Raw genomic sequence first — 23,105 nt, 5'->3', positions numbered from 1 at the left:
GGGTTGCAGGCTCTTCTGATGGCTCTATTATTTGATGCTAATAGACAAAAATTGATAGCCAGTGCTAGCCCGGCGATAGCCTGCGTGACCGCTGAGAAGGAGCGAGCGATGAAGTTGAAGTTCACCAAACGGGCGTTGTTGGCGGTGGAGCCGCCTGAAGCGGGCAAGCGGCTCACGGTGTACGACATCGAGATCCCAAAACTGGCGATGCGAGTCACTTCTTCTGGGTCTCGCACGTTCTACGTCGTCAAGCGAGCCGGTGCGTCGATGAGTTGGGTAAAGCTTGGGGGCTTTCCGGAGATGACTGTTGAGCAGGCGCGTTCGGAGGCGCAGAAAGTGCTAGGAAAATTCGCTTCAGGTGCAGACCCGGCCGCAGCCCGACGTGCGATACGGCAGGAGCCAACCTTTAACGCGATGCTCTCGGAGATGCTTGAAAAGAAGCGTAAGCGTAACGGGGCCCATATAACGGAGCGCACAAAGAAAGACTACCTCGACACCGCGCGGCTTCATATGGGCTCGATAGCTAACGCCAAGCTGTCGCAGGTAACGCGTTCTGCGGTGACCTCCATCCACCGTCAGGTGAGCAAAAATAGCCCCCGGCAGGCGGACAAGGCGGTCGCGATCATTTCATCCGTATTTAACTTTGCGGCTGACCATGAGCACTTCTCCGGTATCAACCCCGCCGGCCGGATTCAAAAGAACGAGATCGTTGAGCGCGATCGGTTCGCCCAAGCATCTGAGCTACCTTACCTTTTTGGGGCTCTGAACAAGTCCGCTCAGGGGCACTTTTTCCTGCTCGCGCTACTTACGGGCGCCCGCCGCTCGAATGTACAGGCAATGACTTGGCACGACATAGATTTTGAGAGCCGTGTCTGGCGTGTTGATATGACCAAAAACGGTACGCCACAGAATGTCACCTTGTCCAACGAGGCCATCGAGATATTGAAGCTTCGTAAACGCAGCGCTAAGGGTTCACCCTTCGTTTTTCCCGGGACGGGGAAAACCGGTCATCTAGTGGAGCCCAAAAAAGCTTGGGCGGCTGTGCTGCGTCATGCGAGCTTACTTCGATTGCTGGATACATTGGAGCGGCTCGGTAAGCTGGACGCCGAGGGGCGTCAGCAGGCTGAAGAGCAAGTGGCCACAGCGCCGATTACAGCCGAAAGGCGCCTGCTCAAACTAGCGAAAGCATTGCAAGTCGACCCTGCTCTCTATGATATGACCGATCTGCGCATTCATGATTTACGCCGTACTCTTGCGAGCTGGCAGGCAAAGACGGGGGCAACCCTCCCTATAATCGGAAAGAGCTTGAATCAGAAGAGCCTAAAGGCAACCCTTATATATGCCCGTCTCGATCTTGATCCGGTCCGACAGTCCGTGGAAACGGCAACGCAAGCAATGCTCCAGATCGCCAACGGTGGAAAGAAAAGCTATGCCCCAGAGGAGGAGTCGGTAGCGGAATAAAAAAGGCCTTCTTCGAACGATAACCAATGGTTCCGAGTCGTTGGGCTTGGCGATAAATAAACGCTACGGCTATGGCCCGAACCTAGCCAAGATCTGCTAGTCCTCCCAGCTGAACTCATCCTCCATAGTTGTGGCAAAATCCAGCGAGCCGAGCCCGTAAGGATTTCCGTCGACATCGAGCATTCCCGACATTGGAAGCCCGGTCGCCGGGTTGATTTCAAACTCAGAATTCCAAGTATCACAAAATTGACAGTTATTCTGTTCTGCGGCATCCAATGAGCTTACGGTTGGCGTTATGTCAGTCGTTCCTGCGCTGCTTAGTGAGTCGTGTATCACCACGCTTCCTGCGCCTATGGGATAAATAACTGTTATATATCCTTCTTGGTGCCGGTTGCTGCTTGGCAGCCAGGAACATAATCTACTCATCCAGCTCATACTAAAACCACAGAGCGGTATCGGACCGGGATTGTTTCACTGTCAGTTGGCGGGTGCCGCCATTGAAGTTCTCAAGTTGCATTCGGATGAAGTCGCTCTCGGTACCCCCTTTGCGTCGAACAAGAACGGTCACTTCGATCTCGAAGAAGCCGTCCTGTACCTCGGCAAGCGTCACTATGTCTTCAACATGTTGGTAGATCTGATCCATGAGGTTCGCCTTGTTTTTTGCGTGGAGTTGCGCGCGTCCCTGAGCCGGAGGCTAGCCCGTGAGGCTAAAGCTCATGACGCGCTGCCGGTGTTAAGGACACCGCCGGCTGGTCCGACCGCTTGGCCTGCGGTCCGGGCTGCATCTGAAATCAATCTAACCCATCCGTTAGAAGCAGCAAGAGCGTCTCGGCGCTAATGGGGAGAAGGTTTCTATCCAGGTGGGTTGAAGCGATTGCTGATGCGGTGAGGGCTAGTCCGTTCGTGAGACCGGAGCAGGTGGCCGCCCTGTATTTCTTTGGCAAACGCTATATGATCTGCGTAGTAGCAGTCGGCCATCTATTTGCGGCTGTGAGACCCTATCACTATCGCCCCAGCACGAGTACATCACGGATGAAGCAACGAATTTTAGTTATTACAACAGCTCTGTTATCTATTGGCGGTTGCTCAAGCGTTCCGAGCTTCAGCGAGCACGACACGCATCGCTTGATCAATGAGCTTAGTGTTTATGCGCCGGTTGACGCTTACAAAGAGCCGGTTGGCGAGTGGATCCAGCCTTCAAATAAAAACGTTGCGTGCAGAATTTATGAAGCGGATAGCAAAGCTTCTCAAACGACACTTGTTCTTTGGGACGGCGAGTGCGAGTCAGGGTACGCGCATGGGCTAGGGCGAGAAATGCTCGTAAAGGAAGGCAAAAGCCTATCTGCGATTGGAAAGTATCCAGGCGGAAAAGCTGTGCCGACGTATTACCTCCATAGCCTCTATGATTCAAAAGAATTTTTATTTGGCGACCCTAAAAAGGGCGCAGTTATCCTGAGGGGCTCGGATAGTCTTACGACTAACCAAGGAGCAGTCATCATTACTGCGGCTTTACAGCCGGATGGAGTGAAGTACGCTCAGATAGACTCTATCGGAGATGGAGCCACAATCCTAAGAAAAGATTACCCGACCGGTTACGCACTAGTGATTAAAAGATTTTTAGATCCAGCTGTTTCAGTATCGCTGGAAGCAGGCATGTATCAGAATGAGCGCCCGATGGGCCTTACATATGCACGATATAGAAACGGGGCGGTCCAAGTACTTGATGTAACAACCGGAGCTCCCCGACTGGTGACGCCCCATAGCTCGTACTATCAGTTTCTAGGTAAAACAGAAGCTGAGATTACAGCAAGAACCAATGAGGCAAAACAGAACGCAGATGAGGCGATGGCGATGGTCAGCGCGTACCGTACTAGCGCCTGTTCTCGCAGCGTTAATGATTTCGACCAATTCGCGCACTACAAAGATATCTGCGATGATGACGGAGAGCTTAAGCAGTTCAATAAGATCGCTCAAAAAGTAGCAGCTAGCCGTGACGAGCGCTTTGCCCGCGTACGAGAAGGTCAAAGGGCAGAGGCTGAACGGATAGGCCAGCTACAGGCAGCCAATGCCGCCCGGCAGTCTCAAGAGCTATCTAATCTAGTAAATTCTTTTAACCAAACTGCGGCAAGCTTCAATCAATCGGGCCAGTCAGCGCTCAAAAGCGTTATGGGTAACAGCATTTCTACGGTCCCCAATTTCGGAGTGCCTCAAAGCGTCAACACATATTGTTATCAGACGGGCAACATAACTAATTGCAAATCTCGATAAGCCTGATTAGGTCTGGTACGTCAGCATAAACACAAAGCTTTCTGAATTAGCTTCTGAAAGCTTTTTCTGTGCGAGACTTGCATCGCTAAGCTTATGCTCAATTAGGGCCTGATTGGAGCAAAGCCTACCCGATGCTGTTTAAAATGCCGGCAACATTGACCTATTGAGCTCGTCACGTAATACGCGCCATTGGGGCAGCTGCTGGTCAAGCAAGCCAATGAACTGGTTGTTATGGTGACGTTCAAGAAGGTGCGTCATTTCGTGCACCAACACGTACTCCAGACACTGCACAGGCGTTTTCGCGAGCTCTAGGTTCAGCCAAATGCGCTTGGCTTCAATGTTACATGTCCCCCATTTCGTCTTCATCCGCTTGATACCCCAGGCCGAGACATCTACCCCTAACCGAGGCTGCCAGCTCTCTAACAGCTGGGGCACCCGGCGCTTCAACTCGACCCGGTAGAAGTCATGCAGCAATCGCTCACGGCGCTCAGTTGTGCGCGCGGAACATGGATCATCATCACCGCGCCTTCACCGACAGGAATCAAAGCCACGTCGCCTTCTTGGCACAGCGGCATGCTGAGCTTCTGTGGGTTGTTGTGAGCGTCCCAGAAGGCCTTTTTAAGTACCTCGACGTTGCGCAAGGGTTCGATCTCAAATAGTCCCCGGCGCTCGGCGACGCCCAGCACGATGGTGCCGCCCTCGCTATTGGCCATCGCCGACAGGCTTTCCCACAAAGATTTGGGCAAGCCACCGGCTGCCGACTTGAACTCGGCTTCCTGGTCCTCGCCCAGTTCCAAAAGGCTCAGTAAGGTATCGAGGGTTACGCGGTTGCTGGTCTCGCTCATCGACGGCTCCCTTGCCCTAAACCAACCGAATTCGGCCGGTCAGCAATTCCCGCATCATGCCTTGCTTAAGTAGGCGGGCCTTTTCGCGGCGGCTTTCGAGGGCAGCGAGTTCCGTATCCATGTCGGAGAGCAGAGTCGCAATGGCGGCTTGCTCTTCAAGCGAGGGCAGTGATATTTTTTGCTCTTCCACGCTCCGCCGACTAAGACCAAGCTGAGCACTTCCAATAACTTTTCTCCGGAGTGCGCTATTAATAGGGAAGCCATTTATTACAAATGATAGGAAGAGCGGATTACCCAATCTTGCTTGCAGGCGATAGAGGTGGTCGCCCAATACGTATGTATCATTGGCGTCAATGAAGCCGACCCTTCCTATGATGCCGCCGCCCCCAATATCATCTTTTGGCATTATCAAATCGCCGATATTAAGGAAATCTGCTTTTAAGCTCGTTCGTTTGGAAACAATAAGCTTTCCATCCGTAGAAACTGACCCCATATCAACAATCCAATGATCCCCATGGGCAGAGATGCAGGCGCTTTTCGACTTGCCCGTGGATATGAAGAAAACCTCTCCTAGCGTTTTAACTTCCCATTCACCATTAAATCCCGGAAGGCGGCGTTCGCCGGTGAGGAGCTGTTGCATAGTAGCTTGCTGGATATCGCGCTTTTTTGCGACCAGTTGCTTCAGGCTGGCAATCAGGGCGTCCATATCCGACAGAGCGGATGCGATGCGCCTTTGCTCATTGGCTTTCGGAAGAGGGATGGCTAGCTCTTTGAAATATGGCAGGCCAATTGTTTTGATAGTGTTTCCGTTGGCAATGCGCTCAAACTCGGACTTCTTTGATTGGAGCCAGTAGTACAGGAAGTGGTTATTCAGCCGCGGGCTGCAAGTCCAAGCCATGAAGTGCTGACTAACAGCCATGTTGTCAGCCATGATTGCACTTTTTCCGACCCCTGCATCTCGACTGAGCACCACAGTCCCTTTGGGATGGATAACGGCGGAGGAGTTCTTGATACCCTCAGCAGTTATCGTCGCGGCTGTGTCATCAATGTAAAGTTTGTCGAGTCGGGCCGAGTCCTGAAGAGAAAGCCACTTGATCGAGCCGCCCCAGTACTCGGGGTGCTTTTTGTCAGGGGTGTGGCCGCTGCCACGTTTGGCTACGGAGTCGAGTAATATCTCCTCCCAGGCATCTCTGTGCACGATTGCCTCGCTTGCACTGCATAATCCGGCTGCCTGATTCATACCGCAAACCCCATCTTTGCCAGATGCGCATTGACCTTAGTGGTCAACATTTCAACTTCAGCATTTAGCGCAGGCAGCGGCGTTGCATAACGCTCGGCCAGCTCAAGAATACGGCCACTCAGGGCCTGGGACACGCGATCCATCTCGGTCTGAACATCGACCGCCAAGGTAGCTAGCCACTTTTCATCTACCACCAACGTTTTCAGCTCTTCCTCACTAAGCTGGGCATAGCGGTCATGCACCTTAGCATCCAGCACCTTCTGCGCGGCTTTGATCTTCTTGCTAGCCTCCGCTTCGTGTTCAATCAGCACTAATCGCCATTCTTTTCCGGAGGAATGCCATAGCTAAAGCGGTTGTAATCATCCTCGCCCGGGTTGAAGCCGTTGCTCCAGGCCTTGGTGGAAAACGGCGGGTTGGCAACGATGAAGTCGAACAGCTTCAGGTTGCCCAGTGGATCCTTAAAGTACGGAGCGGACAGTGTGTTGTCCTTCCAGATTTCGGCCGTAGGGCAGTCGTGCAGAATCATGTTCATCTTGGCCAAGGCGCTGGTGGCGTTGTCCATTTCCTGGCCATAAATGGCGAGATCCAGTCCAGTAGTGCTCTTGGCCTCATCGTGCGCCTTTAGCAGCAGGGAGCCCGAGCCGCAGGTCGGGTCATAAATGCTCTGCTTGCTATCGGTAGCACCGGCCAGACCGATGACTTGGGCCATGATGCGCGACACTTCGGCCGGGGTATAGAACTGCCCCTTGCTCTTGCCGGATTCGGTAGCGAAATGCCGCATCAGATATTCATAGGCATCGCCAAGGATGTCGTCGCCCTGGGCACGGTTGTCTTTGAAGTTGAGACCCGGCGAGTTGAAGATGCTGATCAGGTTGGAAAGACGGTCGACCATCTCCTTGCCCTTGCCGAGCTTGTCCTGGTCGTTGAAATCGGCTACGTCGATGACGCCTGTAAGGTTATTGGCCTCGGCCAGACGAGCAATGATCTGATTGATTTTATCGCCGATTTCCTTGTCGCCCTTGAGCTTCACCATGTCCGCGAAGCTGCCGCCGTCCGGCACATCGATCAGCGAGTTCGGATCACCGGCGTACTTGTCGGAAACGTACTTCACAAATAGCAGTACGAGGACGTAGTCTTTGTACTGAGAGGCATCCATTCCGCCACGCAGCTCGTCGCAGGACTTCCAAAGGGAGGAGTAAAGTTCTGATTTTTTGATTGCCATAGGGCTGATTTCTTCCGTCGATTGCTTGAACCACCAGGCTCAGCCTGGAGGCGTATCCGTTCGTTATGGTTGGGAGTAGGTGCTTACAGCGTCCAGAACTCGGCTGAGATCGCTGCCTGCTTAGCTCGCAACTGTTGTATTTCTTCTTGAATCTGAGCTTGTTGCTCAAAAGCGTGCGCCATCGTTGCCATCTCTGAAGCGGACGGCACCGGTATCTCCAAATCCTTGAGCGCCGAGAGTTGAATCGAAGGGATGGTGGCGCCCACGGCTATGCGGTTGAGCGATGCCTGCCCGACGGCTGAGCGGAGGTAGAGCAGCAGTGATTTGGGTGGATAAAGCTCAGGGCGTTGGCTCCTCAGGATGGCTAGGGACTGCCCAGCGATCCATCCACCCTCATCGACCTTCGGTACGTCCCGTGCAATCCCCGCTTTGCCAATGGTTCCCTTGAAGGTCACCAGGACATCATCTGGCTTGATAAAATACGTCGACGCTTTGGCTGAGCTCAAATCGAACAACGCTTCCTTACTCGCGCTGCGAATGTAGCCATAAGCAGGGATATCCTGGGCCTGAACTTCAAACACGGGAGCGCCCTTGGCTGACGTCGCATGCTGGCGTGGTCGGATGATGTTGAAGAAATCTCCGAGCTTACCTAGCGGGTAGCGAGCGAGGCTAGCTTCCAGCTGGCGGGCGGACTCATCCAGTACGTAACGCGTAACTTCGAGCGAGAAATCATTCGCTGCAATTGCCTCTGTGCTGACAGAGACAGCATGCTCGCTGGGTTCTCGATCGATGGCTAAAGCCACCAATGTATCGATGTCCTTCAGCTCGGTACGCTTTCTCGTCGCGTTTTCCGTAAACATCTGGGTGGCAGCGTTCACGAAGCAAACATTCTCAGCGCCACCAGATGCGTTCAGCACCAAGATGGAGAGTGGGATGTGGGTCGCGACGCAGAGACCTGCTGGCAAGCCGATCACTGTCTCCAACTGACCAGTATTGACTAGCCGCTCGCGTAACAGACGCTCGCTTCCAGAAGCGAACAGTATGGAGTTGGGCACCACCACCACGATACGTCCGCTGGTTTGAGCTAGCAGGTGCCGGATCTGCAAGACAGCGCCGACGGGAGTTTTTTCAGGAAAGCGATCCCATAGGTCATTTTCCGAGACTTCTCGTGCGTAGCGCAGGCCCATCGGAGGTACAGATATCGCTTTCTCAAAGCGGATCAGATTGCCGGCTTCAAGCGCAGCGGGAACTCCTATGGGGTCAGTGTCGTGCATATCCCAGCCTCTGACACTGGCCAGACCTAGCACCTGTGCGGTATGCGTAGGGTTTTTAGCCTCGACAATTGCATGCGCGCCGGAACGGATTACCCTGGATCCGATTTGGCCCGCGTTCTCCCAAGGGAGATATACAGTGTGCCTAACTGAAACCTGAGCAAGCTTGATCAACAGATCACAGAGACTTGGTGCGACAGCGAGACCGCCGTCGTACCGATCAAGTAGCCAGAAGCCAACGTCATCTAGGACGAGCTCATCGAGGAGCCCCTGCGTCTCCAGCGAGCATATTTTCTCCAGCAGCGGCCCGAGATCTCTAGAGCCGCGCAGGTACTGCCATACACTCGCATCTAAAAATTCGTATGGGGTATAGCTCTGCACCTCTTGCAGCGCTTCGAATTGCTCGCGAGTCTCGCAGCTCAGCATTTGATTAAAGCGAAGCTCTGCTGGAATGGCAGTCTCTTCATTAGAAAGCTTTCGCCAGCACAACAGCTGCAGGATCAGCGAGACGGCAGCCGAGTGCGGCAGGTCGAGCGCACGGGCCACGTCTAATAGCTGGCGAATAAGTTTTTCGTTCATAAGGATCTTCTTTTGCTGGGTTAAGGGCGGCGCGAGAGGTTGTAAGTTGTGATGACCGTGTCTCCATCCGCCACCACCACAACGCCTCCCTTGTCTTTGAGCTTCATGAGCATGCGGCGCTCTTCGTCCAGTTCAGCGAGCCGCTGCTTTGCCTCCCGGTCTCCGAAGACAACCTTGTCCCTGCTCTGCGTCCCGTGGGCGAGAACATAGTCGATCATGTTGAGTGGAATGCCGCGCTGGGCTTGGCGCGCCTTGCAGTGATGGGTGGCTTGCATGGTGGCGTGCTCCTTGGCTGACCATGGATGCATCGTGGCACCAAATTTAAGTTGCGTCAAGTAGGCAATTGTTGCCTAAAAAATATCGGGTATCCGGATTAAGTGGTTGATGGGCCTTCCAGCCCCATCCAACCCTTAGTCCTTCCAGAAGGTTGATAGATCGACACCGAAGTTCTTCTCAGGCTCGGGGAGTCCCATGTTGTAGGTCATGGTGGCTCTGCCCAGAAACGGGGATTCCTTGACTTGTGGCGCCTTCTTCTTGTGCTTGGTGGTATAGAGCATCCGGGCTCGCATTACCTCGAACGAATAGCCCCGGCCATCACGGTTTTTGTCCTTGGCTAGGCGGTTTATCGACTACGTGAAAGCGTTGGTGATCGGGATGTCGGTCTCAAAGTAGGTCAGCATCTCTTCACGCCAGCCACTGACGGCGCTGACGAGATCCTTCCAAACCTCCTTCTGCCCCTGAGGGATGTTGTCAATCCAGGTGGCGAGAGCCTGTTCGGCACCACGCCGATTGGTACAGTCCCAGATATGGTAGAAGCGCTCCTTGTGCTCGTAAGCCGCCAAGAGCTGGGGGGAATGCTCCTGTCCAGGTCTCCATGATGAGCCGTTCGCGGTCTGAAACGTCGTGAGCGCGCTTCAGCAGGATTTTCCGGTCACCTTTGAGGGTCCGGCGCTGATTGGGCTTCAACTCCTTCCTTAGGCCTTTGCGGATCTTCTCTAAGGCCTCGTTGGCCATGCGCACGACGTGGAACTTATCGACCACGATACGGGCCTGTGGCAGCACCGTCTGGAAGGCGCGGCGGTAGGGCTTCCACATGTCCATGCTGACGATCTCGACCTGGTGGCGGTTGGCCATGCTCATGAGGCGTCTTGTCACCCTCTCTTGCTGACGACCGGGTAGCAGGTCCAGCAGGGTGCGCTCTTCCAGATTGGTTAGGATGCAGCAGAGCCCTTGGCAGCAGTCGTGCATCAGGAACGTACAGCTGGCTCATGAAGGCGTGCCGCCTTATCAAGGCCCAGGACGCGCCTATCCCGGAAGTCAAGCATGCGATAGCGAAGACGCTAGGCGATTCAGCGGCGGCGGCTGCCTGGTTGATGTCGTATTTCCGCCCAAATAAAGAGGGCGACACCGAGGAAGATCCATACGTCCGCTAGGTTGAACGATGGCCAGTGCCACTGGGCATAGTGAAAATCGAGAAAATCCTCTACGTAGCCTAACCGCAAGCGATCTGCGACATTGCCCAACGCGCCGCCGAGGATCGCACTGAGGGCGAGCCGATAACTCAGTACGCGTGGTGAACGCCAAAGCCAGTACACCAGTAATATCGAGATAACCAGGGCCAGTCCGATGAAAAGCGGCTGCTGCCAACCGCCGACATCCGCGAGAAAGCTGAAGGCCGCCCCCGTATTGTGGCGGTGGACCCAATTGAAGAAGGGTGCGGCAGGCACGCTTTCACCATGCGCTAGCATGGTGCTGGCAAGGTACTTGCTCGCCTGATCGACAAACAGTAACAGGAGCGAGAGCCACAGCCAGCGCATCGCCTTTCCCGGCTCGTGGGCTTTCTCTGCGAGCCGACTGCCATAAGTAGACATATCCCCTTCCTCCTGACCCAATCTAGAATTTGCTCGCTGCTAAATAACAAGCGTCATGTACCCAACCGATGATGCCGACGAATTCGACGGAGCAGGAGCAGGCCGAGTCCGAGTGCGGTCAGGCCAAGGACAGGCCAATCCCGCCAGCGCACATAAGGGGGCGCGCCAGTTCGCGGTGTCACTTCGGCGCTGAGGGTGGCCACTTCGAACTGCGGAGCACGCTTGAGCACTTTGCCCTCATGATTGATGGCTGCTGTGATACCGGTGTTCGTGGCTCGAAGAAGGTCACGTCCGGTTTCGATGGCACGCATGCGTGCCATCTGGAAATGCTGGAGGGGGCCGAGCGAGCTGCCGAACCAGGCATCGTTGCTGACATTCACCAGTAACTGCGCTTCGGGCAGAAGCTCAGTGACTTCGGCACCAAAGACCGCCTCGTAGCAGATGAGTGCCCCTACGGGCACCCCTGCTGCATTCAGGACGTGCGCTTCCCGTCCCGGTGTGAAGTCGGACATGGGCGCCCCGAGCACGTCGAGGGCCGACCCCAAAAGATCCCGAAACGGAACATATTCACCGAAGGGCACCAGGTGGCGTTTGTAGTAGAAGCCTGAGGGATCGGAGAGGCTTACCACGGCGTTGTAGGTACGGCCCTCCGCCTCGCGTACCGGGACGCCAATCATTAACGATGTGCCTGCCTGATCGGCTAACGCCTCAAGCTCAGCAAGATATGCTTTGGCCTGGTCATGCCACATCGGGATTGCCGCTTCTGGCCAGATCACGATATCGGCTCCGAGATGCTGCGCGGTAAGCGCCTGATAGCGCTCAAGTGTGATGTCCCGGTATCTCGGGTCCCATTTCTTGTCTTGCGCGATGTTTCCTTGCAAGAGGACGACATCGATCGGGTCAGCGGCTGGCTGCGTCCATTCACGATCCAGCAGTTGCAAGCCGGCGAGGGTAGCGACTAACACGGCACCGACTACCGCAGCACGGCGCAGGCTTGGCCCCTGGACAACCCAGGCAAGCCCGCCAGCGAGAAGTGCCACCAGTAAACTCACGCCAAGCACGCCAAAGACGGGAGCGATAGTGGCAAGTGTGGTGTCGGTCTGGCTGTAGCCAATGAAGAGCCAGGGAAAGCCGGTCAAGAACCAGGTGCGCATCCATTCACTCAGCACCCATGCCGCAGGTAGCCCTAGCCAGAGTGCCATTGCATCCATCTCAGGGCGCAGGCAGCGCACGAGGTACGCGACGCCCCATGGAAAGAGGGCGAGCAGCGAGACAAAGGCCGCCGTGACTAACACCGCCACCACGGGGCCATTGCCGTACTGGCTAATGCTGATAAAGACCCAGGAGACACCCACGCCGAAGTAGCCAAGGCCAAAGAGGTAGGCCGACCACAGCGCCTGACGCCTTGAAGACTGCGCGGTCAGGACAAAAAATGTTGCCAGAGCGATCACCGCAAGCCATGCCCAGCCCACAGGGGCAAAGGCAAGCGGCATGGCGCCTCCAGCAAGTAGAGCCATCCCCCCTGTCAGAAGCGGCTTATAGCGCACGCCCGTGTATAGGCTAGAGGGTAGCGCGCACTTATCACCCAATGCTCTCTCGCCTCCGAATCCAGGATCAACCCTGTGGCTCATGCTTTCTTGCTCCGCTTAATCAAGCTGCGTCAATTCATTCGGCCGGCTGGCCAGGGTGGCAAAGTGAATGTTTCTGGACTCGACTAGGTGCGCCGTAAGCTGGGAGCTGCTTCGTATTCGGCCAGCACGACAGTGGCTGTGTTGGGGAGCAGTACGTTAGCTTTGCGATACCACCCCTTCCAAGCCCGCTGATACCAGAACGAACAGGACGAAGCCGCCTATGAAAGCCAGCGGTGAGATGTGCGTATCGTCACCGCTCTCGTGAGCCTCGGAGACCATATCTTCGATGGCAGCGACCGTGAGAAGGCCTGCCGTGAACGTCAGTGCCGCTAGCTTAAATGCCTCCGGCTGGTTCCTGAGTACGAAGTAAGCAAAGACGGCTGCCGAGAGCACAGGAATCGCGAAGGAAGCAGAGAGCAGTATCCGCTTGCTACGAGGGATTCCTTTAACTTTCATGGTGGCGATCGTCGCAAAGCCCTCAGGAACATCGGCGAGAACCTGACCCGCCGCCAGGATTATCGCGACCGACGGTGAGACCGCCGACCCCGCCCCGATCAGGAGGCCATCGCTGAACAGGTCGATGGATACGGCGATATAGATCATCCAGACACTCGTCTGACCGCCTTCTCCCTGCTGGCCTTGTCGCTTCTGGAGACTCTCAACGAGCTTCTCGATACCTACGTAAGCAATGCCGCCCAGCGCGAAAGCGAGGGCGATTACCCAGGCTGAGAGGTTCTCTAGCACGCGCGGCATGATTTCAACCGCCACCACCGCAATGACGAGGCCGGCAGCGCCGTGAAGGGCGTAATTGAGACGGCGCCCGGTAGTTCGGGAGGCCTCCGCAGCGAGCCCACCACTAAAATTGCCTAAGGCGGGCAACAGCGCCAGGCCGAGTACCAGCCAGATACTATCCATCATCTTCCTTCCTTAATTGATTCCTAGATACGCTACCTTGCTGGCTCCGAGCCTTCGCGCTATATGCTGTCGTTCAGGCCTAGCGCGCTTGTACAGCCACTTCGATCAAGTGTCCCAGGCATCGATAGCTGCGTACCGTGCAGCCTCACCCCTTGAGCGCCAGGATGCGCCGAGCGCCGTTGAGGACGATCAGGCCCACGATGGTACCGATAATCAGGTCAGGGTAGCTGGACCCCGTCCAGGCGACCAAGGCACCGGCGGCGATGACGCCCATGTTGATCACCACATCATTGGCCGAGAATATCCAGCTTGCCTTCATATGCGCGCCGCCTTCGCGGTGCTTGGATATCAACAGCAGGCAACCGGTATTGGCGATCAACGCGACGAAGGCGATCGCCATCATCATCAGCGATTCAGGCTCACTACCGAAAACAAAGCGTCGCACCACCTCGACGAGTACGCCGATAGCCAAAATCAGTTGCAGTACCCCTGCCAGATGCGCGGCACGTACCTGCATTTTCGCACTGCGCCCTACGGCATAGAGAGCCAGGCCATAGACGGCTGCATCGGCAAACATATCCAGGGAATCAGCGATCAGGCCGGTAGACTGGGCGATCAGGCCAGCAGTCATTTCCACCACGAACATGATCGCATTGATACCGAGCAACACGCGCAGAGTGCCTGACTCCTGCGTAGCAGAGACTGCCGAGCTCTCAGCGGCCTTGATCGTCTCTGGGTCGGCAATGACGGTTTCCTGAAGAGAGGCGCCTAGCCCCAAGGTCGCCAGTTTCGCGGTAATGGGCTCAGCCTCGCCGTCATGCACGACCTCCAATCGGCGGTTCGACAAGTCGAAGGACAGCGTTCGAATCTCATCAAAGCCGTTCAGCGCCAAGCGGATCATCCGTTCTTCTGAGGGACAATCCATCTTCGGCACAGCATACACGCTGACCCATTCCCCTGACGCTTCGGAGGAGACCGGCATATCGGTATCCGCTGCAGGCGTTGCATCGCAGCTACATGGGCCACCACAGGCTTTACTCACGATACGGCTCCAGTTAACCAACATAGATTGCTAGTATTAAAAACTATATAGCTACTATAAGGTCAATGGGACAGATGATCCGTTGAGGAGTAAGCCTGATGCGCATTGGTCAGTTAGCCCAGATAGCGGGTATCGACACGCAGACGATCCGCTTCTATGAGCAGCAGGGCCTGTTGCCGCCGCCAGAACGGCAGGAGAATGGTTACCGTGTCTATACCGAGAAGCATGGCGAGTGGCTTGCCTTTATCCGCCGCTGCCGAATTCTGGACCTGTCACTGACAGAGATTCGCGAGCTACAGAGCTATCAGGACGACCCTCGCCAGCCTTGTACCGCCGTCAACGCCATGCTCGATGACCACATCTCTCATGTGCGGTCGCAGATAACTGCTCTGCAAGCGCTTGAGCAACAACTCGTTTCACTGAGGGCGAGTTGCAACGAGGGTCGGGAGATCAATGCCTGCGGCATCCTGACGGGGATCAGCGAGGAGAGCAAACAACAGCTGTATAGGGCTAGCTCAGGCCGTAAGGACTGAGCAGAGACATGCCGGACCTTGCAGTGACATTGTGAATGCATGGTGTGTTGATCGCGAAGCCTCACTGCGTATCTCGGCATGCGAACCTGGGCGTTGCTGCAAACTTGCAGGGGCCGTGAAGAAGAGTCGTCATCAACCAGGTAATCCGCTGAGCTGATGGTTGGTTCCGTCATCATGATATGAGCCAATCAACCAAAAAATCCGGATACCCAAAATATCTATGGTGCTTTTTTAGCGCTTTGTAGGATGTCTAGGCTTGACTCCGACGCGATGCCTAAACGCGAAGAGGCCCGCTTGTGGGCCTCTCGGTGTTTTTTGCGAATAGCAGGTCGTTGCTCTACATCTCAGGAAGCGTCCCATCCGTCGTTTCCCTAAGCCCCTTCATCAGCTGCACGACGCTGCTTAACTGAAGACGGATATTTTCAAGACGATTAGCGCAGCGACGAACCTTCTCAAGCTTTTCTTCAGCCTTCATGATTGCCTCCAGTTCCCAGTCCTTCGCATGCCCGAACTGTTTTTCACTGACGCGATGCGAGCCCTTGGACGGTTGGATGCTGTCCATCCGCTTCTTAAGGCACTGCGGGCTGCCTTTCACCTCCAAGCGATACCACTGCGCATAGATCGTCCACTCGCGATCCACAATACGCACCCCATACTGACCGAACTCTTTAGGGACGCCATCTCCCAGGCGGTGTTGCCAATTTGTCACCCAGAAATCATCCGCTACGCGCTGAGCAAGAATTTTCAAGGCCCGCTTCATCCGCCGCCGGCTAAACCTCATGCAGCGTTCCCAGTCGATGAAATCCAGCTCGGCCCCCTCAAGAGACAACAGAAATGCCAGGTCTTCCTCGTCCTCTTTTCGCTGCGAAATTTGTCGCTTAGTCAACGCTTCGTCATGCATATATATTCAACCCATGTAGGCAGTAAGTTATTTATTGCCGGCATGGTTGGTACCGACAATGATTGCTTTGCCGCTAAGGAGACAGTGATGCCGGCAATTAATATTGTCTGCATCTGTGCCTCATGGTCAGGCTACTGTTGGCGTGCGCCAGAAACAGCAGCTTTTGCTTACGCGACGTGGGCAATATATATAGTCGGGATGGGTAGTGGATCTGTCTAATTGCCGATTTAATTGAATTAGCCGGCAACGCTCAAAGAAGTTTGGTCAGGGGCTAGGCCTCGACAATTTTAATTGCCGCCATATCGGTATATGGGCTCCGCTGTTTGCGATGCGGCTTACGGGAACATAAGCCTATCAGCGCGCATCATGCGCTCCTCTTGTATGGGGCTAATTTAGGAAAACCGTTAATTAGCCGGAACAACATGGTGATGCTTCATAGAAGACTGTGATGGACGGTATGTGACCGTACATAAGGAGCCATCATGAAGTTGGATAAGAAAGAGCTGGTTGAAAGCATTCGAGGGGAGATTGCGTCTTACCTCGGGATTCAGGAGAAGGCGGTTGCACTGTTAGTTGATTCTGAGGTTGCCGCCGTAGTTTTGGGTATTGAGAAGGATACGCTTGCTACGTGGCGTCACAATGGCGCTCAGCAGTTGCCATTCTTGAAGATCGGCCGTGCGGTGCGTTATCGCATAAGTGACCTTGCGGATTATCTTGCTCGCCGCAGTTCGTTAAACACCGGAGACGCACACGATGGCTGATTCGGTTATTGAATTTCGCAACGCTGTTGCAAGGGTCTTTGGTCCGATTGAGTTAACTCCGATTGGTGACGGTCAGATCCATCGCTTCCGGGTGCCGGGGGACCGCGCCGGGACCCAAAATGGTTGGTACGCGCTTCACGCGGACGGAGTCGCTTTCGGCGTTTTTGGCAGCTGGAAGACGGGTGGTTTCCACTCGTGGAGCAGCCGTAAACCCGCCGACCCTTTGGACTGCGAGTTACTCAGAGTACGGATGGAGCAGGCAAGGCGTCAGCGGGAAGCTGAACAATGTCAGCGGCAGCAGGCTACGGTGGTTCAAGCAGCACGGCTTTGGAACCAGGCCGTGCCAGCCGACCCTCGCCACCCTTATTTGGCCCGAAAAGGCGTGCAGCCTCGTGGTCTGCGCCAACTCGGCGACATGTTGCTCGTAGCGCTGTACCACAATGGCCAACTGGCGAACCTGCAGCGCATCTACCCAGACGGCGGCAAGCGATTCCTGCCTGGCGGACGAGTGAATGGATGTTACTCCCCTGTGGGGGCGTTGTTGCCCGGTCTTCCGCTTTACCTTTGTGAAGGCTGGGCAACCGGGGCGACGCTGCATGAGGCAACTGGCGCACCTGTCGCCTGCGCCATGAATGCCGGCAATCTGCTGCAGGCCGGATTAGAGCTAAGCCGCCGCTTTCAAGACGCTGTTTTGGTTGTTGCCGGTGACGATGATCGGCAGACCGAGGGCAATCCGGGCCGAACCGCTGCAACTAAAGCGGCGGCGATGCTTGGTTGCGGGTTGGTTTTTCCGGCCTGGCCAGAGGGCGCTCCGCTCACGCTAACAGATTTTAACGACCTCAGTTTGTGGCGGGAGGGGCGAGTATGAGCGTGCCGCTGATGACCGAAGCGACGTACGAGGAACCGCTGCCTTTGCTGCAAGACATCGAGTCCGCCGCCCCTTATCCTTTGGATGCCCTCGGAGAAGTTCTGGGAAATGCTGCTGCCGCTATCGTCGAAGCCATACAGGTTCCCGAGGCGCTAGCCGCTCAATCCATCCTGGCGGCCGCTGCAATGGCTGCGCAGCCGCATGGTAATGCGCAGCGCGACGGTCAGCCCATTCCATTATCGATATTCGTACTGACCGTAGCGGAATCTGGAGATCGGAAATCCGCAGCCGACCGCTTGGCCCTGCGGTCGCACCACGACAGGCAACGTGCGCTGTTGGAACTCTACGCGGACGAGCAACGACAGTACCGGGACCGGCTTGAAGCTTATCAACGTGCCCGAGCCGTGGTTCTCGATAAGGGGAAGGGCGATCCCGGAGCCATCGCTGCCGAGCTGGGCGGATTGGAAGAGCCCGAAGCGCCTCCTCTACCGTTCATCCTGGCCGAAGAGCCGACGCTGGAAGGGCTACAAAAGACTCTGTTACGGGGCTATCCGTCCCAGGGGCTTTTCAGCGACGAAGGGGCGCAATTTTTCGGTGGGCACGCTAGCAGGCCAGAAAACATGATGAAAAGCGTGGCGGGGCTATCGAAGCTATGGGACGGGGCCCCTATTATCAGAACCCGAGCCGCCGAAGGCGAGAGCGCATCGCGTAGCGGTTGCCGGCTGAGCGCTCACTTAATGATCCAGCCGATCATTGCGGAGCAAGTGCTCGGCAATCCAATCATGCAAGGGCAAGGCTTTCTTGGCCGTTTCTTGATCTCTTGGCCAGCGTCGCTGGCGGGATCCCGCTTCTATCGGCTCGCCGAACCGTACCGAGATCCGCGTCTTCTATGTTACTGGGAACGGATGGCCCATCTTCTAGCTCTGGAGCCTCTCACAAATGATCAGGGGGATCTTGATCCGCCAGCGCTGATAATGGATGCGGAAGCCAAAGCTCTCTGGGTCGAAGCTTACGATGCTATCGAAGCTGGTTTGGGCCGAAGCGGTGATTTGCAGGAGATAAAGCCCACTGCCGCTAAAGGCGGGGAATACATCTTGCGAATTGCAGGTGTGCTCGCCATCGTGGAGAAAGCCGGGGCATTGACGGGGCCAATCATTGAGCGTGCTGCCAGGCTCGTGAGCTGGTACTTATTTGAGACACTGCGGTTAACAACTCCAGCAAGCGTAGCCCCCCATGTGCTGCAAGCGCAGCGCCTGATCGACTGGCTGAGTGACAACTGTTGGCACAGCTTTGATGCCCGAAAGCTGCAACGGGAGGGGCCACGCTCTGTCAGGAAGAGTGCCAAGCAGCGCGACCAATTACTGGCCCTGCTGGTGCAGCATCGTCAGGTGTTCACAGATGACGGCAAGCGGTTCCGGCTCAACCCATTGTTGGCGACCGCGGCGACCGCGGCGACTGAGCCAGTAGATCCTAACCAGCATAGGGGCGACAAACTGGCGACGCCCGGCGACATGCTTGTCTCGATGGCTGGCAAGTAGTCGCCACGAGTCGCCGGCGCGTCGCCAGTCCAAACCATCGGAGGCTCGGGGCCTGTCGCCGGTGTCGCCGGTGTCGCCGACGTCTTCAACCCAGGCTATTACGTTGCTCGGCCCTCTGCATCAGGCGGAAGCGGTCCACCATAGATCCTTCAAGCTTGCTCAGAACCGATCCGCACTGAAAACCTGCAACCAGGCGAGGGCACGAGCTGACTGGTGGCGATTTATCATCAATTTGCCATGCTTTATAGTGGCCTCACCTGACAGCAAGGAAAGCCACATGAGCATCGGCACTATCGCAAAAATGGCCGCAGCCGCAGTAGCCTCTGCATTGGCAACCGGTACCGTATCGCATTTCTGGAACAAGAAAGAGAACAAGGCGGCCGAGGCACGCGGTGAGAAGAACGGCGCTGCCCGGGAGAAGGCAAAGTACGACGAGACGCTCAAGCAGAACGATGCGCACTACGAGTCCCTTGCGGCCAGATTCGCTGAAACGAACGACATGTTCAAGCTGGCCGTCGCCCTGGCCACAGTCGGCTATTCCTGCGCAGCTTCCACCGGCCGCGTTGGTGATCGTGAACGCGACCTGGTCGACGAGTACGTAGCTGGCATGATGTCAGTGAAGCTGCCCAGCCACATCCGATTAAAGCTGCGGGACGTATTGGAGAACCCTCCAGCTGTGCGCACCGCGCATGCATTTGCAAAAGAGGTTGCTGATCGTGATACCTGGCACCTCTTCGACGAGATCATCACAGAAATCGTCGAGATCGATTCGACGATCTCACCGGACAAGCATAACTTTCGCCGGCGTTGGAACCTTCTGCGCGCTGCAGCTTAAAGGAGAGCAGTCATGTCTTCTCGTATCGAACGCGTCATGCGGCGTCAGCAGGCTCGCGCTAAGCGCCAAAACTCTACCCAGCTCATCAGCATGCCAAGCGCCGCTGAAATCGATCAGGTCATGCATGCGCCTGTCGACCATCAGTTTATCGGTCGGGTCAACCAAGCACTATCTTTAGAACTCCCTCCGGCTGCCACATACGCGCAGGCTCAGGTCCGGCTCAACGCCCTGACAGCAGCTTTTAACGCTGAGCGCTTCGATCAGCTTCTTGTAGAAAGCCGGCGCGGCGCCCTGCAGGCCATCGTGGTGCCTTTCGGGCTGGGCAGGATGCTTAGCGCGTACGACAAGGTCGGCGGCAACGTAGATACCATTCACAACGCTCGCAACGAGGTTTATGCGACCAAGAAAGCAGAAGACGCATACAAAGCGAACGAGCCTTATGACGACAGGAAGTACCACAACAAGGACACGCACTACGTCGAACGAAACCGGAGCGAGACTGGGAAACGGGAAAAGGGTGAGTTGAAAGACGCTTACACCGGTGACACCCTTGGCTTGAAGGAAAGCCAGAGCCTCGATCACACCATATCTGCCAAAGAAATCCACACTGATCCCGGTCGTGTTCTTGCCGAGTTGGATGGTGTTGAACTGGCGAACAGCGATTCAAACCTCAATTCGACCACGCAGACAACAAACTCTGCGAAAGGTGAGCGCTCGACTGCAGACTTTCTAAAATATCTTGAGAGAACGCGTGAAAAACGCAACACCGATCTCGCCGCTCTGCGCGAAAAAGAAAGCTCCGGCGAGCCACTGACTAAAAGCGAAAAGAACAAGCTCAACAAGCTGACTGAGCAGGAAAAGATCGATAAAAATCCGGAGCTGCTCTTGGAGAAGGAGCGCATGGCGCGCGAGGAGTACGACAGCAAAATCAACGAGGCGTACTATAAGAGTGAGAAATTCCGAAAGGACTGCATCGAAACCTCAGCCAAGGAAGGAGGCAAGATGGCTTTCCAGGCGGCGATCGGCGTGGTGCTGGTCGAGTTCTTCTCGGCCTCCTTCGATGAAATCGGCGACTGGTACCGCAACGGATCCAGCACTCGATCCGTGCGCCGAGAACTCAGAATACGCCTAGGCCGCATTACCGGGCGTATTGTTGCTCGCTGGAAGGATGCGCTGGCTGCGGCCGGCACAGGCTTTCTAGCTGGCTTTCTCTCCAATCTGGTCACCGTCCTGATCAACGCGTTTTTGACAACTGCTAAGCGGGCGGTACGCATGATCCGCGAGGGTACCCTCTCGCTTATCGAAGCCGGCAAGACACTGCTGCTACGCCCTCAAGGTATGACGCTCAACCAGGCGCTAGATGCAGCTCTCAAGGTCCTTGTCGGCGGTGGGGTCGTCGTGGGCGCTGTCATGCTTGAGGAGATCGTCAGTAAATACCTCATGGCGATACCGTTCATTACCCCCTTTGCCGACATCGCCACGGCTGTGATCGTAGGCGCGACGTCGACGATCCTTTCGACGCTGTTGGTCTACCTGATCGACAAGCTTGATCCGTTTAGCGTCAATCGCGATCGGCTGCTGGAGCATATCCATGTCGAATTGGACAAGAGCACCGCGATGGAGCAGGCCAGAAGTGCGACGATGCTCGAACATTTGGACTCGTTGACGACGGTCTATAGGCCAAAATTCGGTTAGCAACTACGGGCCGGACCACCGGCCCTCATTGCAGCGGCTGCTAGGCTAGGTCGCGTGATCCAGAAGGGCACATTGATATCAGCTCTCTCGTGCGGAGACGACGTGTGCAACATGGAGCCGTCCGCGAAAGGCAGCGCAAAGAAACATTTTTCCGTTTCGCTGCTAGCCCGGTGATAGCCCAAAGCAGAAACGAGAAAGGCCCACATTGCTGTGGGCCTTTCTGTATATGGTGCCGGCACCAAGAGTCGAACTCGGGACCTACTGATTACAAGTCAGTTGCTCTACCAGCTGAGCTATACCGGCTAAAAGATGGGCGCCATTATAGCCATTGCTCGCGGCGAGTAAACTGTTTGTTGCCAGTTGTTTGCATGAGTTTATTCAAGTGCTTGCGAATCGCGCCTCAAGCTCGGCAATCAGCATCAGATTGCGCGGTGTCAGCTCAGCAGGGCAGAACGTTCCCAGGCGTACCGCATAGCCGTTTTCGGCCAGTAGCAGCGCGCGGTCGAGCAGCAGCCAGAGTTCCAGCGGCCGTCGGAACAGACCGCGCAGCAGTTCCAGATTGCGTACTTCGGCCAGGCGCTGCCAGCCGCGCCGTTCAAGCGCGTCCCAGTTCTGCTCCGGCGGTTCGGCTAGTTGCTTTAGCGTCGCCAGGTCACGGCAGTACTGTGCGAATCGCTTTTTCAGCCAGCTACTGGGAAGCGAGGGTGTGGGCAAATAATCGTTTTTGCCGCGCAGCTCACGTTGGAGCAGATCGAAACCCAGGCGCCAGGCCATCGACTGGTCGCGCTGACGGCGTTCGCGCGCGCCGGCAGTGACGGTTTCGCTGAGTGGCAGGCCGAGGTCGTCACGGGAGAGCTCAAGGCTTGATTGCCGCCCAAGCGTCGACAAGGGCTGGTAACGATTTGTCTGGATCCGGTTGTAGCAGCAGGGTGCGATTGCCAGTTGCTGGCAGCGTTGCGCGATGCTCAGGTTGATCATACGAACGTGCAGATCGCCACAGGCATGTAGCGCTATCGGCGTTGTGGTGGGATTGAGCCGTGCAGCCACGTCGTCGGCCATCACGTCCTGCTGTCGGTGATTTGCGTCGATGCCCAGCTTCTGACTGAGGTGGGCGCCGGCTGTAACCAAAGCCTGATCCCACTCAACGCACGTCAGCTCGCCCCCGCGCCTGACCAGCTGGCGCCCCAGATGACCTTTGCCTGCGCACCAGTCGACCCAGTGGTGCGGGACTTCACTGAACGTCAGGGCCGCGTCGAATGCCTGGATCTGCAGCCACTTGCGTCCGGGCACGTCGGCCAGCTGGCTCGCGTCAGTGTTTCGGATGGGTGAGGAGGGCATCTCGTCCATGCAGCTCAGGGCGATGGCCCGCGCAGCCAGCTGTGGAAACGGGGCGGGTGCGAGCAGCTGTGCGGGCTGGTTGTGCGCGGCTTCAGCGTCTTCCAGCGAGCGGCCGCGCAGCCAAAGGGCCAGCTCAGGGTGTTCGGATTCCCAGCCGAGACGCATGTGCGTGAAGGGGCGCGGGCGCCACAACGGTTGGTGCTGCAACAGAAACTCATCGAGCTGCTGAAAGCGTTCGGCCAGTTGTGCGTAGCTGAATGAGGCGGTGGACATGGGGGCTCGGCGATGGCG

22 protein-coding genes, 1 tRNA gene and 1 pseudogene are annotated in these 23,105 nt (G+C 56.1%); 8 read left to right on the top strand and 16 right to left on the bottom strand.

Translation table 11 applies throughout. From position 1 onward, the window contains the following. The first annotated feature begins 108 nt into the window (after window positions 1–108). A complete protein-coding gene (locus tag ACQKIK_RS10360; RefSeq protein ID WP_499135832.1) occupies window positions 109–1,461 on the top strand; it encodes a site-specific integrase in 1,353 nt (450 codons plus the stop codon). Window positions 1,462–1,897: 436 nt separating this feature from the next. Here the strand turns inward: ACQKIK_RS10360 and ACQKIK_RS10355 are convergent, their stop codons facing one another. Next, complete coding sequence (locus ACQKIK_RS10355; RefSeq protein WP_499135831.1) at window positions 1,898–2,104, bottom strand: hypothetical protein; 207 nt, start codon at window positions 2,102–2,104, stop codon at window positions 1,898–1,900. Between the two features lie 389 nt (window positions 2,105–2,493). On the opposite strand from ACQKIK_RS10355, the gene ACQKIK_RS10350 reads away from it, so the two are divergent. After that, complete coding sequence (locus ACQKIK_RS10350; protein WP_499135830.1) at window positions 2,494–3,729, top strand: hypothetical protein; 1,236 nt, start codon at window positions 2,494–2,496, stop codon at window positions 3,727–3,729. Window positions 3,730–3,867: 138 nt separating this feature from the next. On the opposite strand, the gene ACQKIK_RS10345 is transcribed toward ACQKIK_RS10350, so the two are convergent. The 12 genes and pseudogenes from ACQKIK_RS10345 to ACQKIK_RS10290 form a co-directional block, all read right to left on the bottom strand. Next, window positions 3,868–4,176: a M48 metallopeptidase family protein gene (locus ACQKIK_RS10345; protein WP_499135908.1), complete on the bottom strand. Its 309-nt coding sequence runs from the start codon at window positions 4,174–4,176 to the stop codon at window positions 3,868–3,870. Further along, the gene (locus ACQKIK_RS10340; RefSeq protein ID WP_499135829.1) at window positions 4,173–4,574 is read right to left on the bottom strand and encodes an AlbA family DNA-binding domain-containing protein; all 402 of its coding nucleotides are present in this window, start codon (window positions 4,572–4,574) and stop codon (window positions 4,173–4,175) included. The genes ACQKIK_RS10345 and ACQKIK_RS10340 overlap by 4 nt, the downstream gene beginning before the upstream one ends. A 16-nt stretch (window positions 4,575–4,590) precedes the next feature. Further along, window positions 4,591–5,814 carry a restriction endonuclease subunit S gene (locus ACQKIK_RS10335; RefSeq protein WP_499135828.1) on the bottom strand — a complete coding sequence of 408 codons (1,224 nt, stop codon included), beginning with the start codon at window positions 5,812–5,814 and terminating at the stop codon, window positions 4,591–4,593. Beyond that, window positions 5,811–6,125: a hypothetical protein gene (locus ACQKIK_RS10330; protein ID WP_499135827.1), complete on the bottom strand. Its 315-nt coding sequence runs from the start codon at window positions 6,123–6,125 to the stop codon at window positions 5,811–5,813. Before ACQKIK_RS10330 ends, ACQKIK_RS10335 begins: the two co-directional genes overlap by 4 nt. Next, window positions 6,125–7,036, bottom strand: coding sequence for a type I restriction-modification system subunit M (locus tag ACQKIK_RS10325; RefSeq protein WP_499135826.1), 912 nt, complete (start codon window positions 7,034–7,036; stop codon window positions 6,125–6,127). The genes ACQKIK_RS10330 and ACQKIK_RS10325 overlap by 1 nt, the downstream gene beginning before the upstream one ends. 83 nt (window positions 7,037–7,119) lie before the next feature. Then, complete coding sequence (locus tag ACQKIK_RS10320; protein ID WP_499135825.1) at window positions 7,120–8,886, bottom strand: N-6 DNA methylase; 1,767 nt, start codon at window positions 8,884–8,886, stop codon at window positions 7,120–7,122. A gap of 20 nt (window positions 8,887–8,906) precedes the next feature. Further along, window positions 8,907–9,161, bottom strand: a complete 255-nt coding sequence (locus tag ACQKIK_RS10315) for a DUF4258 domain-containing protein (RefSeq protein WP_499135823.1) — start codon at window positions 9,159–9,161, stop codon at window positions 8,907–8,909. Window positions 9,162–9,296: 135 nt separating this feature from the next. Then, window positions 9,297–10,107 (bottom strand): annotated as a pseudogene (locus ACQKIK_RS10310) (ISL3 family transposase); the annotation flags it as partial. A gap of 128 nt (window positions 10,108–10,235) precedes the next feature. After that, on the bottom strand, window positions 10,236–10,703 hold the full coding sequence (gene lspA / locus ACQKIK_RS10305) for a signal peptidase II (protein WP_028697018.1): 468 nt from the start codon (window positions 10,701–10,703) through the stop codon (window positions 10,236–10,238). Between the two features lie 107 nt (window positions 10,704–10,810). Then, the gene (lnt, locus tag ACQKIK_RS10300; protein ID WP_009686176.1) at window positions 10,811–12,250 is read right to left on the bottom strand and encodes an apolipoprotein N-acyltransferase; all 1,440 of its coding nucleotides are present in this window, start codon (window positions 12,248–12,250) and stop codon (window positions 10,811–10,813) included. Window positions 12,251–12,544: 294 nt separating this feature from the next. Continuing rightward, complete coding sequence (locus tag ACQKIK_RS10295; RefSeq protein WP_217351207.1) at window positions 12,545–13,306, bottom strand: ZIP family metal transporter; 762 nt, start codon at window positions 13,304–13,306, stop codon at window positions 12,545–12,547. 142 nt (window positions 13,307–13,448) lie between these two features. Next, window positions 13,449–14,345 carry a cation efflux transmembrane domain-containing protein gene (locus ACQKIK_RS10290; protein WP_008928737.1) on the bottom strand — a complete coding sequence of 299 codons (897 nt, stop codon included), beginning with the start codon at window positions 14,343–14,345 and terminating at the stop codon, window positions 13,449–13,451. Between the two features lie 98 nt (window positions 14,346–14,443). Between ACQKIK_RS10290 and cadR the strand changes: the two genes are divergently transcribed. Beyond that, window positions 14,444–14,878, top strand: a complete 435-nt coding sequence (cadR, locus tag ACQKIK_RS10285) for a Cd(II)/Pb(II)-responsive transcriptional regulator (protein WP_008175821.1) — start codon at window positions 14,444–14,446, stop codon at window positions 14,876–14,878. A 337-nt stretch (window positions 14,879–15,215) separates the two neighbouring features. Here the strand turns inward: cadR and mobI are convergent, their stop codons facing one another. Beyond that, a complete protein-coding gene (mobI, locus tag ACQKIK_RS10280; protein WP_499135821.1) occupies window positions 15,216–15,779 on the bottom strand; it encodes a conjugative transfer protein MobI(A/C) in 564 nt (187 codons plus the stop codon). 482 nt (window positions 15,780–16,261) lie between these two features. On the opposite strand from mobI, the gene ACQKIK_RS10275 reads away from it, so the two are divergent. The 5 genes from ACQKIK_RS10275 to ACQKIK_RS10255 are packed head-to-tail and all read left to right on the top strand — an operon-like array spanning window position 16,262 to window position 21,476. Then, window positions 16,262–16,540, top strand: a complete 279-nt coding sequence (locus ACQKIK_RS10275; protein WP_499135820.1) for a helix-turn-helix domain-containing protein — start codon at window positions 16,262–16,264, stop codon at window positions 16,538–16,540. Continuing rightward, entirely contained in the window at window positions 16,533–17,408 is an 876-nt protein-coding gene (locus tag ACQKIK_RS10270) for a toprim domain-containing protein (protein ID WP_499135819.1), read from the top strand. The genes ACQKIK_RS10275 and ACQKIK_RS10270 overlap by 8 nt, the downstream gene beginning before the upstream one ends. Beyond that, entirely contained in the window at window positions 17,405–18,946 is a 1,542-nt protein-coding gene (locus ACQKIK_RS10265) for a YfjI family protein (protein WP_499135818.1), read from the top strand. Before ACQKIK_RS10270 ends, ACQKIK_RS10265 begins: the two co-directional genes overlap by 4 nt. Further along, complete coding sequence (locus tag ACQKIK_RS10260; protein WP_499135817.1) at window positions 18,924–19,781, top strand: hypothetical protein; 858 nt, start codon at window positions 18,924–18,926, stop codon at window positions 19,779–19,781. Before ACQKIK_RS10265 ends, ACQKIK_RS10260 begins: the two co-directional genes overlap by 23 nt. A 12-nt stretch (window positions 19,782–19,793) precedes the next feature. Continuing rightward, window positions 19,794–21,476: a hypothetical protein gene (locus ACQKIK_RS10255; RefSeq protein WP_499135816.1), complete on the top strand. Its 1,683-nt coding sequence runs from the start codon at window positions 19,794–19,796 to the stop codon at window positions 21,474–21,476. Between the two features lie 227 nt (window positions 21,477–21,703). On the opposite strand, the gene ACQKIK_RS10250 is transcribed toward ACQKIK_RS10255, so the two are convergent. Further along, window positions 21,704–21,779: transfer RNA gene (locus ACQKIK_RS10250), tRNA-Thr, on the bottom strand. Between the two features lie 75 nt (window positions 21,780–21,854). After that, window positions 21,855–23,087, bottom strand: coding sequence for a methyltransferase (locus tag ACQKIK_RS10245; RefSeq protein WP_499135815.1), 1,233 nt, complete (start codon window positions 23,085–23,087; stop codon window positions 21,855–21,857). Window positions 23,088–23,105: the final 18 nt, after the last annotated feature.

The organism is Pseudomonas sp. NPDC047961 (assembly GCF_050272435.1).
In the GTDB taxonomy this organism is placed as follows: Bacteria; Pseudomonadota; Gammaproteobacteria; order Pseudomonadales; family Pseudomonadaceae; genus Stutzerimonas.
The sequence above is the reverse complement of the archived record's forward strand: the minus strand, read 5'-3'. Positions and strand labels throughout refer to the sequence as shown.